Annotated in this window: 12 protein-coding genes and 1 pseudogene; 9 read left to right on the forward strand and 4 right to left on the reverse strand. The window is 58.0% G+C overall.

Annotated elements, in window-relative coordinates:
* Positions 1-481: 481 nt before the first annotated feature.
* The 6 genes and pseudogenes from FPB55_RS15450 (at position 482) to repC (ending at position 5,392) form a co-directional block, all read left to right on the forward strand.
* Positions 482-1,969, forward strand: a complete 1,488-nt coding sequence (locus FPB55_RS15450) for a SulP family inorganic anion transporter (RefSeq protein WP_144189649.1) — start codon at positions 482-484, stop codon at positions 1,967-1,969.
* Positions 1,970-1,983: 14 nt separating this feature from the next.
* On the forward strand, positions 1,984-2,835 hold the full coding sequence (locus FPB55_RS15455) for a universal stress protein (RefSeq protein WP_119673427.1): 852 nt from the start codon (positions 1,984-1,986) through the stop codon (positions 2,833-2,835).
* Complete coding sequence (locus FPB55_RS15460) at positions 2,835-3,194, forward strand: TraR/DksA family transcriptional regulator (RefSeq protein ID WP_119673426.1); 360 nt, start codon at positions 2,835-2,837, stop codon at positions 3,192-3,194. Before FPB55_RS15455 ends, FPB55_RS15460 begins: the two co-directional genes overlap by 1 nt.
* Before the next feature lie 45 nt (positions 3,195-3,239).
* Positions 3,240-4,202, forward strand: a complete 963-nt coding sequence (locus FPB55_RS15465; RefSeq protein WP_119673425.1) for an SdiA-regulated domain-containing protein — start codon at positions 3,240-3,242, stop codon at positions 4,200-4,202.
* A gap of 82 nt (positions 4,203-4,284) precedes the next feature.
* Positions 4,285-4,419: pseudogene (locus FPB55_RS26925) on the forward strand (replication protein A); the annotation flags it as partial.
* Positions 4,400-5,392: a replication protein C, IncQ-type gene (gene repC, locus FPB55_RS15475; protein ID WP_009873351.1), complete on the forward strand. Its 993-nt coding sequence runs from the start codon at positions 4,400-4,402 to the stop codon at positions 5,390-5,392. The pseudogene FPB55_RS26925 and the gene repC, both read left to right, overlap by 20 nt.
* 52 nt (positions 5,393-5,444) lie before the next feature.
* On the opposite strand, the gene FPB55_RS15480 is transcribed toward repC, so the two are convergent.
* Together FPB55_RS15480 and FPB55_RS15485 are read right to left on the reverse strand one after the other, a co-directional pair.
* Positions 5,445-6,212 (reverse strand): transposase, encoded by a 768-nt coding sequence (locus FPB55_RS15480; protein ID WP_238706593.1) that lies wholly within the window; start codon positions 6,210-6,212, stop codon positions 5,445-5,447.
* 125 nt (positions 6,213-6,337) lie between these two features.
* Entirely contained in the window at positions 6,338-9,223 is a 2,886-nt protein-coding gene (locus tag FPB55_RS15485) for a Tn3 family transposase (protein ID WP_001138082.1), read from the reverse strand.
* 125 nt (positions 9,224-9,348) lie between these two features.
* Between FPB55_RS15485 and FPB55_RS15490 the strand changes: the two genes are divergently transcribed.
* The 3 genes from FPB55_RS15490 (at position 9,349) to FPB55_RS15500 (ending at position 11,668) form a co-directional block, all read left to right on the forward strand.
* Entirely contained in the window at positions 9,349-9,963 is a 615-nt protein-coding gene (locus FPB55_RS15490; RefSeq protein WP_000904906.1) for a recombinase family protein, read from the forward strand.
* A gap of 65 nt (positions 9,964-10,028) precedes the next feature.
* Positions 10,029-10,832 carry an aminoglycoside O-phosphotransferase APH(3'')-Ib gene (aph(3'')-Ib, locus tag FPB55_RS15495; RefSeq protein WP_001082319.1) on the forward strand — a complete coding sequence of 268 codons (804 nt, stop codon included), beginning with the start codon at positions 10,029-10,031 and terminating at the stop codon, positions 10,830-10,832.
* Positions 10,832-11,668, forward strand: coding sequence for an aminoglycoside O-phosphotransferase APH(6)-Id (locus tag FPB55_RS15500; RefSeq protein WP_000480968.1), 837 nt, complete (start codon positions 10,832-10,834; stop codon positions 11,666-11,668). The genes aph(3'')-Ib and FPB55_RS15500 overlap by 1 nt, the downstream gene beginning before the upstream one ends.
* A 41-nt stretch (positions 11,669-11,709) precedes the next feature.
* Here the strand turns inward: FPB55_RS15500 and FPB55_RS15510 are convergent, their stop codons facing one another.
* A complete protein-coding gene (locus FPB55_RS15510) occupies positions 11,710-12,939 on the reverse strand; it encodes a hypothetical protein (protein ID WP_238706594.1) in 1,230 nt (409 codons plus the stop codon).
* 439 nt (positions 12,940-13,378) lie between these two features.
* Positions 13,379-13,936: a TetR/AcrR family transcriptional regulator gene (locus FPB55_RS15515; RefSeq protein WP_125853905.1), complete on the reverse strand. Its 558-nt coding sequence runs from the start codon at positions 13,934-13,936 to the stop codon at positions 13,379-13,381.
* Positions 13,937-14,042: the final 106 nt, after the last annotated feature.

A 14,042-nucleotide genomic window follows, 5' to 3' on the forward strand; every position in this document is an offset into this window, starting at 1 on the left:
CGAGTATTGAGCATAGTCGAGATTGGTGCAGATCACTTCTGATATTGAACTGTCAGGAGCTGGCTGCACAACAGCCATTACGCCCAATCAACTGGTGCAGTCGTCTTCTGAAAATGACACTTTCCTGACATCCGGTTAGGGTATAGCTCAGGCTGACATCCAAGCAGGACGCCCTACTCAGGGTTGACTCGCAGTAATTACCCTCTTCCTGTAGACTGTCGCGGCCATTGAGTTACCAAAGACACTCGATAAGACCTCATGCTTACCCTGCAAAACATGATCTGGCTGCCTACGCCGCCATAGCGCTTCGCCCCCCGCATCATCTGTGACTGCTTGCTCTGCCAGCGGTCGCGCTCTGCTGTGCTTTCGGTTTCAACACCCGCCACAGCCCCCCTACATCCGACAATTTGACCTCATATCGACCAGTTGCACATGGCCTGCGCCATGCTGCGCTGCGTGATCCATTGCCTTGGGAATTCTGATGCTCCACTCGTTAAAACAAACCTGGTTATCCAACATCCGTGGCGACATCCTCGCCGGTATTGTGGTCGCACTGGCCCTCATCCCTGAAGCCATCGCTTTCTCGATCATTGCCGGGGTTGACCCCAAGGTCGGCCTGTACGCCTCTTTCTGTATCGCCGTGGTGATCGCCTTTGTCGGTGGCCGACCCGGAATGATCTCGGCCGCAACCGGGGCCATGGCACTGCTGATGGTGACCCTGGTCAAGAATCATGGTCTCGAATACCTGCTGGCCGCCACGCTGCTATGTGGTGTTTTACAGATCGCTGCTGGGTACCTGAAGCTCGGCTCACTGATGCGCTTCGTCTCGCGCTCGGTGGTGACCGGCTTCGTCAATGCCCTGGCGATCCTGATCTTCATGGCTCAGCTACCCGAGTTAACCAACGTCACCTGGCACGTCTACGCCATGACAGCCGCAGGCCTCGGCATCATCTATCTGTTCCCCTACGTCCCCAAGATCGGCAAGCTCATCCCATCGCCGCTGGTGTGCATCATCGTGCTGACCGCCGTCGCCATGTCGGTTGGGCTAGATATCCGCACGGTCGGCGATATGGGCCAACTGCCCGATACGCTGCCAATCTTCCTCTGGCCTGACGTGCCGCTGACGTTCGAGACGTTGGCCATCATCTTCCCTTACTCGGCAGCACTGGCCGTGGTCGGTCTGCTGGAGTCGATGATGACCGCGACCATTGTTGACGACCTGACCGACACCCCCAGCGACAAGAACCGCGAGTGCAAGGGCCAGGGCGTGGCCAACATTGCTTCGGGTCTGCTCGGCGGTATGGCCGGCTGCGCGACGATTGGTCAGTCGATCATCAACGTGAAATCCGGTGGTCGTTCGCGCCTGTCGTCCCTTGCCGCAGGCGTATTCCTGCTGCTGATGGTGGTGTTCCTCGGCGACTGGTTGAAGCAGATCCCGATGGCGGCGCTGGTGGCAGTGATGATCATGGTGTCCATCGGCACCTTCAGTTGGGATTCGCTGCGCAACCTGAAGAAGCATCCGCTGTCGACCAACATTGTCATGGTCGTCACCGTGGTGGTCGTGGTCGCCACCCATAACCTGGCCTTCGGCGTGCTGGCCGGCGTGCTGCTGGCCGCGATGTTCTTCGCCAACAAGGTTGGCCATTACATGGCGATCAGCTCTTCGCTGGACGAAGCCGGCGAGCATCGTAGCTATAACGTCACCGGCCAGGTGTTCTTCAGCTCAGCAGACAAGTTCGTCGCGGCCTTCGACTTCAAAGAAGCCCTGAACAAGGTAACCATCGACCTGAATCGCGCCCACTTCTGGGATATCACCGCCGTTGCCGCTTTGGACAAAGTGGTCATCAAGTTCCGCCGCGAAGGCACCGAAGTCGAAGTGCTGGGCCTCAACGAAGCAAGCGCCACTATCGTGGATCGCTTCGGCGTTCACGATAAACCCGACGCCATTGATCAACTCATGGGCCACTGAGAAGGAGAACAACAATGAACCACATAATCGCCTGTATCGACGGTTCCGCCTCGGCCCCAGCCGTGTGCGACTATGCGGCCTGGGCCAGTCTGAGCCTGGAAGCCCCGTTGACCTTCCTGCATGTGCTGGATCAGCGCCAGTACCCGGTTGCACCGGATCTGAGTGGCAATATCGGCCTTGGCAGCCGCGAGCACCTACTCGATGAGCTTGCTTCCCTGGATGAACAGCGCGGCAAGTTGGCCCTGGAGCAGGGGCGGATCATGTTAGCGGCCGCGAAAGAGCGGGCCATGAAGGATGGTGTGGCCGCACCGGAGTCCAAGCAACGTCATGGCGATCTGCTGGAGAGCCTGCAAGAGCTGGAAAGCGAAACGCGCCTACTGGTCATCGGTCGCCAGGGCGAGTCTAGTGGAGGCCTGAGTCAGCATGTCGGAAGCCAGCTGGAAAGCGTGATTCGTGTCATGCACCGGCCGATCCTGGTCACCCCGACCAGCTTTCAGAAGCCCCAGAGCGCAATGCTGGCCTTCGATGGCAGTGCTACTACCCGCAAGGGTGTGGAGATGCTGGCAGCCAGCCCCCTGCTGAAGGGACTACCGATCCACCTGGTCATGGTCGGGCCCGTGAACGACGAGTCGTCGGCGCAGCTGGACTGGGCGCAAAAAGTGCTGCTCAACGCCGGGTTCACTGTTCGTGCCGAGACCCTGAGCGGTGAGATAGAGCCTACCCTGCACGCCTATCAGAAAGAGCATGGCATTGATCTGCTGGTGATGGGGGCCTATGGCCATTCCCGTATCCGGCAGTTCCTGGTCGGAAGCACCACGACCAGCATGCTCCGCACCACCACCAGTCCGCTGTTACTGCTGCGCTAATGGCCATGGACGACGCCCTCGATCTTGCCCATTTCAAGACCCTGCTGGAACAGCGGGCTGCCGAGCTGGATCGATTGCTGGAAGACGCTGAGTCTCGCTCGCAATCGGTAGAGCTGGATCAAGGCAAGGTAGGGCGTTTGTCGAGGATGGATGCACTCCAGCAGCAAGCAATGAACGATGCCATCCGCAGTCGGGCGCAGCATGAACGCGTCCGCCTCCAGCTGGCCCTCAAGCGTTGGCACGAGGGTGAGTATGGCTGGTGTAACCAATGCGGCGAGTTGATCGCCTCAGGCCGCTTGGAATTCGATCCGGCCACGCCACTGTGCATCACCTGTGCCAGCCGCGTCGAGTCGGGTTGAAACCACCGCGCGGCGCGCTGCATCTCCCAATTAACGAGGTCTCTGATGTATTCGATGGCTAAACACTGGCTGGGCCGAACACGGAAAGCAAGTGCTTGGATGTGGGTGCTGTTGTGCCTTGCCCTGCTCGCCGTATTCCAAGTCCGCACCCATCACCTTGATGATCGTTTGTACTTCTGGATCAAGACCCACTGGCACACCGATGATTGGCAGGAGCGCTCTGTGTGGCTGCCTGACTATCGGGTTGAGCTGGATGCTAAGCCGGTTCCAGGTGTGGACAACAATCTTTCGGGCCTGACCTTCGACCCTGACCTAAACCTGCTGTGGGCGGTCACCAACGGCCCAAACGAACTATTGGCCCTCAGTCGTGACGGTGATGTGGAAAGACGTTACAGCCTGGATGGCTTCCACGATGTGGAGGCGGTGTCCTATGCCGGCAACGGCCAGCTGGTAATCGCCGAAGAGCGCCGGCAGAGCCTGGTTGTCGTGGATGTCCCCATCGCTGAAGACGGTAAACTTTCTCCTGATCGACCATTGAGCCGAGACCAGTATCCAGCTCTGACCCTGGCGCTTGGCAAGGAGGACAACAAAGGCCTTGAAGGGCTCGCCTACGACCTGAAAGGCGACCGCCTGTTTGTGACCAAGGAGCGTGACCCCCGCCAATTGCTGGAAGTGGGCGGCCTTCGTGCCAGCCTGGCAGGAGGTTTTTCCCTGCACGTCCGCGACCTGTCCAGCTTGGTAAAGGACAAGGTGTTTGCGACTGACTTATCTTCGGTCGTCTTCGACCAACAGAGTGGCCATCTGATTCTGCTCAGTGACGAGTCGAAACTGCTGATTGAAATGACCGACGAGGGCAAAGTGGTGAGTTTCCGCTCCCTGGCGAGAGGGTTTGCTGGTTTGCTGAAGGGCATACCCCAGGCCGAAGGCGTAACCATCGACGATGAAGGGTATTTGTACGTGGTCAGCGAGCCGAACCTGTTCTATCGCTTTAGCCGCGAGACAGATTAACCGGTCAACAAGCTACAGTCGGGCGTGGTCGGGACGCTTGCACTGTTAGCGTACGATTTTTTCCGAATTCTGCGGGCTCCCCAACTACGACGCGACCCCGCTAGACCGCTGGTATCAGCGACACACCGGCGGGGTGTTGCTGCCGGTAGAGCTACAGGAGATCAAGCGTGAGAGCGGCAACAAGGGGGGCAAGGGCTATGACTCAGCAGCGTATTAAACCGGCCTATGCCAAATTCGATCCCGCTCATGTGTTTGACGGGCTTTTCGTCCCCACGAAGGGGAAGAAGCGCGGGCGACTGTATGTGCCGCCGCGCCGCTTCGGCGATAGTGAAATCAGCTTTCAAGGGTTCGAGCAGCTTGGAGCTGATGACCAATCAATCTTGCTTGCAGTAAGCGCCCAGCTTGGCATTGACGGCTTGATGATCGAGGCAAAACCACCCGGCGAAATAGGCCAGCAATTGCGCCTTGCTTTGGACTTTGACAACGATGATGGAAGGCCGCTGAAAACCAAGAAAACCAGTTTGCGCAGCCTGCTGATTGATGCTGGATATGACGACCCAGAAAGCGGGGCGGCACTTGCCAGAATCAAGGAAAGCCTGAACCGAATGGGTAACGCGCAGATACGGGAAATCAATCACGCTACCGGCTGGGATTACCGCTGCAATCTCCTTTCGAGTCGGTTCAATCACAAGACTGGGGAAATCTTTGTTGCCGTCAATCCGCGCCTGACCGGGGCGGTTTTTCGAGAGCAACACGTCAAGGTTTCGCTTTTCGAGCGCAACGAGCTGGAGAGTGAAGCCGCCAAGCTGCTGCACTGTTGGCTGTGCTCAAACATCCGGCTTGGCCGTTCGCTTGGCAATGGCAACGGGGCGCACATCGACACGCTAGCGCCCCACGTATGGGGCAAGGCGGCGTGGGAAGAAGCATCAACGAAGGTTCGATCAGTCAGGCGGGGTCAACTACGCGATGCTTTAGACGAAATCTCAGACCGCACACGCGGACTGCAAGGCGGTATGGGATGGGCCATCGACCAGACCAGCAGCGGGCTTGTGCTGGTAAGTCGTCCCAAGGAACTGCCGTTCCTTGAGGGTGAGCACGACATGCGCCCCAGCGAATACCACGACCTCATGAGCCAGCCGCCAATGCAAGAACCAGATTTGTTCGACCCGCAGGACTGGACGCCGGACTGAGCCGCACCTGGTGAACTACTCGCTGCTAAAGCGGTCGAGCTTCCAAACTAACCTAAGCGGCCAGCTTTTCTTTTTTGACGCTTCGTTGAGCACTGCTGGTTGAGCTTTTGGCTCGGCCAGTCTTACGATTGCCTCCACGTCCACTATCCGACTGAGTTCGCAGAACCCCATCGCCAGATAACACCGTTCCAGTGTCCAAAATTAAGTTAATTGCCCGCTTCTTGATAACCAGTGATGCATTGTGATCTGCATTGTCAGTATTTCCACAATTACCGCAAACAAACAGGGCTTGTGTTTTGCGATTGTCGGGATGAGTGTGACCGCATTTTGCGCACTCCTGACTGGTTGTTGGTGCGGGTATTTTAAATACCGCTTTGCTGGATGAATAAGCCTTGTAGTAGGTGTAAGTCTCGATCACATGCCAGCCCACATTAAGAATAGACTTATTCAGTCCTGCTTTCTGCTTGGCTTTATTTGATATGAATCGACCTTGTTCATCCTGTTTTGCTTTCGGCCTTCTCGTCATCCTTGCGGTTCGTAACGCCTCAAACACAATGATTTTGGCGCTGCTATCAACCAATAACCGACTGGTCTTATGCGCAAAATCATTTCGTATGTTAGCCTTTTTAGCATGATGAACCGCAATTCGATGCTTGGTCTTGGCTCTGCGGTTAGAGCCTTTTTGCTGCCTTGCCAGTTTGCGCTGCAATCGCTTGATATAGCGGTCTGCTTTGCTCATGTTCTTTTTCTGGCTATGGGTGAAATCATAGGTTTGTTCGCCAGCACAAACGGGGATCGCCACGCCTCGGTCAACACCCATGGTGTGCTCTTCCAGATATTCTCTGGTCGCCCCTTGCAGAAAAGCTAAGTGCTCTTCATTGGTACTTAGTTTGCGATCAGGCTGTCCTTGCTGGGGTCGTTTGCGGGAGGGGGCGGAATCCTACGCTAAGGCTTTGGCCAGCGATATTCTCCGGTGAGATTGATGTGTTCCCATCCGAGCGGCGAAACATGGGCCAAGAGATCGGGCGATAGCAGCTTTCCATCGCGTTTCTGGTTTGCAACGACCTCGCCGAGCTTCATGGTGTTCCAGAAGATGATGATGGCGGCGAGCAGATTCATGCCGGCGATGCGGTAATGCTGGCCTTCGGCGGAACGGTCGCGGATTTCACCGCGGCGGTGGAAGCTGATTGCCCGCTTCAGCGCATGATGAGCTTCGCCTTTGTTGAGCCCGATCTGGGCACGCCGTTGGAGTTCGGCATCCAGAATCCAGTCGATCATGAACAGGGTGCGCTCGACGCGACCGACTTCCCGCAGGGCTGTCGCGAGCTCGTTCTGCCGCGGATAGGAGGCGAGTTTCCGCAGAATCTGGCTTGGCGCGACGGTCCCGGCAGCAATGGTGGCGGCGATGCGCAGGATGTCGGGCCAATTGCGCTCGATCATGGCTTGGTTGACCTTTCCGCCGATCAACGCTCGCAGGTGCGCCGGGGCGGCCGACGGATTGAACGCGTAGAGCCGTTTGGATGGCAGGTCGCGGATGCGCGGAGCGAACCGGTAGCCGAGAATGGCACATGCGGCAAAGACGTGATCGGTGAAGCCGCCCGTGTCGGTGAACTGCTCGCGGATATGGCGTCCAGCATCGTTCATCAGCAGGCCATCGAGGATGTAAGGCGCTTCGCTTGCCGTTGCAGGAATCACCTGGGTTGCGAACGGCGCATATTGGTCGGAGACGTGGCTATAGGCTTTCAGGCCCGGGGTATTGCCATATTTCGCGTTGACCAGGTTCATGGCCTCACCTTGCTCTGTAGCGACGAAGAACTGTCCGTCGCTCGAAGCCGACGTGCCCATGCCCCAGAACCGGGCCATGGGTAACGCTGCCTGTGCCTCGACCACCATGGCCAGCGCCCGGTCATAGGCTTCGCCCTCGACATGCCACCGTCCAATGCGGATCAATTCCCAGAAGGTGTGGGTGTTTGTCGCATCCGCCATTTTGCGCAAGCCGAGGTTGATCCCTTCCGCCAAGATAACGTTCATTAGCCCGATCCGGTCAGCGCAGGGTGCTCCTGTGCGCAGATGGGTGAACGCTTCGGTGAAGCCGGTCGCCGCATCCACCTCCAGCAGGAGATCGGTGATGCGCGTGGGCGGGATCTGCTTGTAGAGATCGAGCACCAGATCTTCGGCGCCTGTCGGCGCGGCGGCTTCGAGTTTCTCGATATGCAGAACGCCGTTTTCAATCGACCCGCCCGGGATCGTGCCTGCGCGAGCGGCACGGCCAAGCTCGCGCAACCGCATGTCGAGGCGAGCTTGCCGGTCTGCCAGCCATTCCTCCGGCCGCAATGGCACAGCGAGACGACCGCCTTCCGCGATGGATTGTGCCGGAACGAGTGCGTGTTTCAGATCGCCATAGCGCCGGGACCTAGTAAGCCAGACATCTCCGGAGCGGAACGCATCGCGCAGATGGAACAGCACCGCGATCTCCCATAGGCGAGCGTCGCCAGCCCTCTGGGCCCGAAGGTGGCGATGCCATTTCGAGCTGGGCCGCAAGAAGCTGGTCATCGCGGCATCGTTCAAACCGGTACGAAGGGCCGTCACCGCTTCCAGAAGCGGCAGTGCAACGGGCGCAGCTCGCAGATCGAGCAGGCGCAACATGCGTGGAGCGTATCGGCGGAAGCGGTGATAACCGTCGAGCACATGATTGAGCGGATCGTCGGCCATGGTGGCGGTCAGCCTGGTTGCCATTGCAACAAGGGTTTTTAAGCCGTCCCACCCTGACCCACTCGCGATGACATCGCCCAGCGGCTGGCCATCATCCTGTGCATCGACCAGGGCGCCCCCGATCTCGGCGAAGGATTTCAGGGTGTCACGCACCACCCCCGCTTCGTCTGCGACCTTTGCATGGCAAATACGCTCCGAAGCACGGTAGAGACGGCCGACGATCCGGTCGTGGGTTTCGACCACTGCGTCGGCCAACATCGCCTGCCATTCCGAGACGCAAACAGCCAAGATCGCAAGCCGCCTGTCCTCCGGGAGATCGCGCATGCCGTCGGCATAATACCGTTCACCCTGCCTGCGCAGACGAGTCACCCGATGGGCAGGAACGCCGGCAAGCAGATCCTCGGGGAGATCGATGCGTTGCAGATATTCGAGCCGGTCGAGCAGCCGGTTGGCCGACGAAGAGTTCGAGCCAGGCTCGAACTGGCGCAGCCACACAAAACGGGTCACCCGATCATCAGCCGTCTCCTCGAGCAATGCCAGCAACTGTTCTCGGATCGACATAGGCAGCCGACTGGCGATCCTCGTCTCGATGCGTCGCTCGGCATCGACGAGAGCCGCGGCACAAAGCCGCTCGATCGTGGATGTCGCGGGAAGGACAGTGCGGGTGCGTCGGCACTCGGCTACGAAGCGACGGGCGATATCCTCGTTCGACACCGCCATCTCGGCTTCTCGGAACAACCATTCCTTCAGCTCGCTCGCACCACGTCCGGAGAAGGTGCGGAAGCCGTAGAGCCCCCGTAACTCGGCAAGATGCTCGTGCCGTGTTTCCTCGCGGGCAGCATAGTCTACGAGATCGTCGGCACCCAGGCCAAGCTGCGCTCCGATAAATTCGATGACCTCTGCAGGGATCAGTTCGCCTGGAGCCAGCACCCGGCCGGGATAGCGCAGGACACACAATTGCAGGGCGAAGCCGAACCTGTTGTGAGCGCGCCGACGCAGCCTGATATGCCCAAGGTCTTCATCACTCAGCGTATAGTGCTTGAGCAAATCCGTCTGTGAAGTCGGCAAGCGCAACAGCGCGTCTTTCTGCCGATCGGTTAGAGTGACGCGACGCGGCATACATGTTCCTTTTTCAAAATCTGATAGCGTTCAAGACGCTTTGTTTATGAAGCTGGTTGAGATACATTTCCAGAGGTCAATGCAATCGTGGCCGAAGCGCCGCCTCAAACCAACGTTTGTGATACATGCTGATCGGATATGCCCGCGTCTCCAAAGCCGATGGCTCGCAGTCTCTCGACCTGCAGCACGACGCCTTGCGCGCCGCAGGTGTCGAACGGGACAATATCTATGATGATCTTGCTTCCGGCGGTCGTGATGATCGCCCTGGCTTGACTGCCTGCCTCAAGTCATTGCGTGACGGCGATGTGCTGGTGGTCTGGAAGCTCGATCGCCTCGGACGATCGCTTGCCCATCTGGTCAACACGGTGAAGGAGCTGTCAGACCGCAAGATCGGCCTGCGGGTTCTGACTGGAAAGGGCGCTCAGATCGACACCACGACTGCGTCCGGTCGCATGGTGTTCGGAATCTTCGCCACCTTGGCCGAGTTCGAGCGGGATCTGATCCGAGAGCGCACCATGGCGGGTCTCGCCTCCGCGAGAGCGCGCGGTCGCAAGGGCGGACGAAAATTCGCGCTCACCAAAGCTCAGGTGCGTCTCGCGCAAGCCGCCATGGCCCAGCGCGATACTTCAGTTTCCGATCTCTGCAAGGAACTCGGCATCGAGCGCGTCACTCTCTACCGATATGTCGGTCCCAAAGGCGAGCTCAGAGACCATGGAAAGCATGTTCTCGGACTTACGTAGCAACTCGTTTCTTTTCGCAGGTTGAGCCACCTCCGCGCTTCATCAGAAAACTGAAGGAACCTCCATTGAATCGAACTAATATTTTTTTTGGTGAATCGCATTCTGACTGGTTGCCTGTCAGAGGCGGAGAATCTGGTGATTTTGTTTTTCGACGTGGTGACGGGCATGCCTTCGCGAAAATCGCACCTGCTTCCCGCCGCGGTGAGCTCGCTGGAGAGCGTGACCGCCTCATTTGGCTCAAAGGTCGAGGTGTGGCTTGCCCCGAGGTGATCAACTGGCAGGAGGAACAGGAGGGTGCATGCTTGGTGATAACGGCAATTCCGGGAGTACCGGCGGCTGATCTGTCTGGAGCGGATTTGCTCAAAGCGTGGCCGTCAATGGGGCAGCAACTTGGCGCTGTTCACAGCCTATCGGTTGATCAATGTCCGTTTGAGCGCAGGCTGTCGCGAATGTTCGGACGCGCCGTTGATGTGGTGTCCCGCAATGCCGTCAATCCCGACTTCTTACCGGACGAGGACAAGAGTACGCCGCAGCTCGATCTTTTGGCTCGTGTCGAACGAGAGCTACCGGTGCGGCTCGACCAAGAGCGCACCGATATGGTTGTTTGCCATGGTGATCCCTGCATGCCGAACTTCATGGTGGACCCTAAAACTCTTCAATGCACGGGTCTGATCGACCTTGGGCGGCTCGGAACAGCAGATCGCTATGCCGATTTGGCACTCATGATTGCTAACGCCGAAGAGAACTGGGCAGCGCCAGATGAAGCAGAGCGCGCCTTCGCTGTCCTATTCAATGTATTGGGGATCGAAGCCCCCGACCGCGAACGCCTTGCCTTCTATCTGCGATTGGACCCTCTGACTTGGGGTTGATGTTCATGCCGCCTGTTTTTCCTGCTCATTGGCACGTTTCGCAACCTGTTCTCATTGCGGACACCTTTTCCAGCCTCGTTTGGAAAGTTTCATTGCCAGACGGGACTCCTGCAATCGTCAAGGGATTGAAACCTATAGAAGACATTGCTGATGAACTGCGCGGGGCCGACTATCTGGTATGGCGCAATGGGAGGGGAGCAGTCCGGTTGCTCGGTCGTGAGAACAATCTGATGTTGCTCGAATATGCCGGGGAGCGAATGCTCTCTCACATCGTTGCCGAGCACGGCGACTACCAGGCGACCGAAATTGCAGCGGAACTAATGGCGAAGCTGTATGCCGCATCTGAGGAACCCCTGCCTTCTGCCCTTCTCCCGATCCGGGATCGCTTTGCAGCTTTGTTTCAGCGGGCGCGCGATGATCAAAACGCAGGTTGTCAAACTGACTACGTCCACGCGGCGATTATAGCCGATCAAATGATGAGCAATGCCTCGGAACTGCGTGGGCTACATGGCGATCTGCATCATGAAAACATCATGTTCTCCAGTCGCGGCTGGCTGGTGATAGATCCCGTCGGTCTGGTCGGTGAAGTGGGCTTTGGCGCCGCCAATATGTTCTACGATCCGGCTGACAGAGACGACCTTTGTCTCGATCCTAGACGCATTGCACAGATGGCGGACGCATTCTCTCGTGCGCTGGACGTCGATCCGCGTCGCCTGCTCGACCAGGCGTACGCTTATGGGTGCCTTTCCGCAGCTTGGAACGCGGATGGAGAAGAGGAGCAACGCGATCTAGCTATCGCGGCCGCGATCAAGCAGGTGCGACAGACGTCATACTAGATATCAAGCGACTTCTCCTATCCCCTGGGAACACATCAATCTTACCGGAGAATATCGTTGGCCAAAGCCTTAGCGTAGGATTTCGCCCTCTCCCGCAAACGACCCCAGGGATGTTCAGGGTATGCCGTCTGCTGAGAGAAAGCCTCAGCGGCTCGGTACATCGTTTGCCAGAGTTCAGCTCCTGTGCCTTCCAGCAGCGTGGCGGTGGGTGAGGACGTTACCGGCAACTCCATGGCGTTCAGTGTGTCTCGATCCTGAAGACGCGCTTGCGCCAGTTGCATGGCGAGATGCGCGGTTTTTTCCGTTGTAATCAGTTCCTTTGCCCGTGCTATGGCACGATCATTCACCCAGCGCTGGACTTCCTCGGCTCGACGCTGCGCCTGGTCCAAGCGTGTCGCCAAACGTTCCAAGGCCAGCGCCTGCGGCACAGGATCGCTTTCCAGTAATGTCCGCTTCAGAAACTCCAGTCGCCGGAGTTCATCGTCACCGACCGTCCCTAATCGAGCAAGCACGGCGCGGTCCGAGTCCCCAGCTAATTTGGCGATGTAGCGGCCGACTTCGGTGTCACCCTTCAGCGGTTCGAATTGCCGGGTATCCAGAGCCAAGGCATTGCGTTCGGTCCCAATCCGTGCCTGTAAATCACGCTGAAGTAGGACCAGGCGCGTCAGATGAGTGAGTCCGTAGGGCTGAAATGCAGGGGTCCCTTCCGCGTCGATGTAGTCATTGGCACAGGCCGCGTCGTAGACCGAGACCGAACTCAAATGCAAATGGGCCGGCCCGTTCTGGACCCAACGTGCGGTTTCCGGAGTGCCATCCACCAAAATGGCGAAATCTGCTGATGGCAGTCTAGCTGGGGTTGCCGCCCCAAAAGCGTCGGGCAGGACCTCCACCCGATGCCGAGCGTTGCAGGCATTCTTGAAGACGCGGGCGTAGCCGGATTTGCCGGCGCCGTTATGACCAAAGAAAATGGTCATGCCCTCCGGTGCGAGGTCAAAGGCACGACCGGACGGGAAGCCGTTTACCTGGTCTAGCCCCGAGACACCCACCAACCGCACGGTTGCGCCACTTCCGGCGCCTGGTACGTCGTCCAGCGTGAATGGCCGTGCTCCCCCCGTGGTTGCGTCTTCCCGTTCTTGCTCGCGAACCATTCGCAGAATGGTCTCGATGTCATCTTGGGTTAGTTCGGCCCGGGCAAATATCCGGCGCAGTGCTTCCTGCTGCCAGGGTCTGAGTCCGCCGGCCCACCCAATAATCTCGTCCAACAATGGCATATCCGTCTCCTTTCCAGATCCGCCGATTAAAGGCCGCGCCCAGTTGGATGGCAAGTGGCCAGCGCCTTCGAGGTGCTTCGCCGTGTTCCGTTTGCCTGCCTTCCTGACCGCCACCCTAGTGGCTTGTCCGGTCGTGACGCTACACGGGCAGAATTTCTGCATGCTGGCCAGTATCAAGCCGCTCTAAAGTCCGCTACCGGAAAGCGCTGTTTAGCGGTGAGAGACGGGGAAAGTGCGGAAGCTACTACCGACGCAAGCGATGTGGTGAGCAGTCCTCAGGTATGTGCGAAATTGCACTCCTCTTGACCACCAATTTGGGTTGGCGTTGACCACGGATTGCGTTCAACTTGACCAGGGCGTGTCACTGTCACGACCGTCAGAGAACGGCCAAAAACGGACACCGCCAACCCGTTGGAAAAAAACTGAGCGTTGCTTTCCGTTAAGTTTGGTAGTTGCAAGCCCCGTTCAGGAAGAATTGCTCGATCAACGCCGCCATACCTGCGCGTGCGATACGGCCGCGGCGCTCGGCGTCTACCAGGCCGAAGATCAAGGAGGAGAAGATTTCGGTAAGCGCCGGGGCACCGATATCGATACGGAATACGCCCAGTTTTTGCCCGCGTAGAAAGAACTCGTCCAGCGTTTCTGAGTAAGGCAGCCATCGGCAGCCGCCTGCATCTAAATCAAACGTGTCCGGGCGCCACTGAAATGAGAGGAAAACCAACAACTCCCTGTGAGTCAAATGGCCTTCGATCAGGCGATGCAATGCGTCCAAGGGCGCCGACTCAAGATCGGTATCGGCAATGACCCGATAAATAACCACCGAACCATGATCCAGAAGCATCTCGATCAGGTTGTCGCGGGTGCCGCAAAACCTGTTTAGCGTCGCCTTGCTGACTCCCGCTGCCTGGGCTATTTCTTTGAACGTGGCTCGCGGGTGGTCAACGATGGCGATCGCCAGGGCCTTCAGCAATTTCTCATCGGCAGCAGTTAAATCCATCGGTCACTCTTTATCTATCGCAGGCAGATGCGGGTATTTTGCCTAGAACACTCATTTTTCTCAAAGAGGATACTAGCTTTGTTCACACCAAAATCAAATGAGTCAA

Source organism: Pseudomonas sp. BJP69, assembly GCF_007633355.1.
Lineage (GTDB): Bacteria > Pseudomonadota > Gammaproteobacteria > Pseudomonadales > Pseudomonadaceae > Aquipseudomonas > Aquipseudomonas juntendi.

Excerpts from the sequence above, each read along its gene's own strand:
- FPB55_RS15450 (WP_144189649.1), top strand. The coding sequence starts at position 482 with ATGCTCCACTCGTTAAAACAAACCTGGTTATCCAACATCCGTGGCGAC.
- FPB55_RS15490 (WP_000904906.1), top strand. The coding sequence starts at position 9,349 with ATGCTGATCGGATATGCCCGCGTCTCCAAAGCCGATGGCTCGCAGTCT.
- FPB55_RS15455 (WP_119673427.1), top strand. The coding sequence starts at position 1,984 with ATGAACCACATAATCGCCTGTATCGACGGTTCCGCCTCGGCCCCAGCC.
- FPB55_RS15485 (WP_001138082.1), bottom strand. The coding sequence starts at position 9,223 with ATGCCGCGTCGCGTCACTCTAACCGATCGGCAGAAAGACGCGCTGTTG.
- FPB55_RS15515 (WP_125853905.1), bottom strand. The coding sequence starts at position 13,936 with ATGGATTTAACTGCTGCCGATGAGAAATTGCTGAAGGCCCTGGCGATC.
- repC (WP_009873351.1), top strand. The coding sequence starts at position 4,400 with ATGACTCAGCAGCGTATTAAACCGGCCTATGCCAAATTCGATCCCGCT.
- FPB55_RS15480 (WP_238706593.1), bottom strand. The coding sequence starts at position 6,212 with ATGGGTGTTGACCGAGGCGTGGCGATCCCCGTTTGTGCTGGCGAACAA.
- FPB55_RS15465 (WP_119673425.1), top strand. The coding sequence starts at position 3,240 with ATGTATTCGATGGCTAAACACTGGCTGGGCCGAACACGGAAAGCAAGT.
- FPB55_RS15510 (WP_238706594.1), bottom strand. The coding sequence starts at position 12,939 with ATGCCATTGTTGGACGAGATTATTGGGTGGGCCGGCGGACTCAGACCC.
- FPB55_RS15500 (WP_000480968.1), top strand. The coding sequence starts at position 10,832 with ATGTTCATGCCGCCTGTTTTTCCTGCTCATTGGCACGTTTCGCAACCT.
- FPB55_RS15460 (WP_119673426.1), top strand. The coding sequence starts at position 2,835 with ATGGCCATGGACGACGCCCTCGATCTTGCCCATTTCAAGACCCTGCTG.